At 42.2% G+C, this 814-nt stretch carries 1 protein-coding gene; it reads left to right on the top strand.

All coding sequences use genetic code 11. The features are described 5' to 3' along the window. The first annotated feature begins 236 nt into the window (after positions 1-236). Positions 237-650: a hypothetical protein gene (locus CIK04_RS29505; RefSeq protein ID WP_325206002.1), complete on the top strand. Its 414-nt coding sequence runs from the start codon at positions 237-239 to the stop codon at positions 648-650. The last annotated feature ends 164 nt before the right edge of the window (positions 651-814 follow it).

The raw sequence follows: 814 nt of genomic DNA, 5'->3' as shown, positions 1-814 counted from the left end.
CTTGAGAAAGAAATGTCGGCCACCACAGCAACTGGCCATCGGTTATGGTCAACCAATCGGGTGAATCAAACAAAAACATTGAAGATGACATACACTTACCTAGAAAGAGACGAAAATATTGCTTACCTATAAAATACAAGATTGGTTTATTCTTAWTACATATATTAACTTTTTTAACAATAATAACGATTTATTATTTGCTTGTCCTACGTTGTAGGCGTTGATCTGGGGATTTAATGAAATATACGTTTGGAAAGCGATGGAGTGTTAACTTATTGTTTCTCCTGTTCATCACTCTTTCCGTCGGCATTGTCGAACTGCTTCATCATGAGCAGAAAAAAGTGCGCCAAGAGTATTTCCAGCGAGAAGCAAAAGAGCAACTATCCACCATTCGTTCGAAGTTGGAAGCGGCGATCGTGTCGGACATCTACATCGTGAGCAGTCTAGCAACGCTCATTTCTCTTCATCCAAATAGCAACAAGCAAGCGCTTGACCAAGCTTCTGAGAAATTCTGCGCAAAGRAACATTTACGCGTTATAGGCCTCGCAAGAGATGACGTGGTGAATTATGTCTATCCATGGGTCGGAAATGAGAGCGTACTTAGGATTGGACTACAAAAAAGAACCAGCACAGTGGGAATCTATCGTTAAAGCGAAAACCATTGAAGAGATTTTTATTGCTGGGCCGATTGAGTTAGTTCAAGGAGGTAAGGCGCGTGGTGGCTCGTGCTGCCTATCTTTAGCCGATCCCCCGGCTTAATTCCCAATATTGGGGTGTGTGCAGTGCCGTACTGAATTTTGATTCGCTATTGATG

This window comes from Vibrio sp. 03_296 (genome assembly GCF_002265885.1).
Note: the sequence above shows the minus strand (reverse complement) of the source record. Positions and strands in the feature narration are given on the sequence as shown.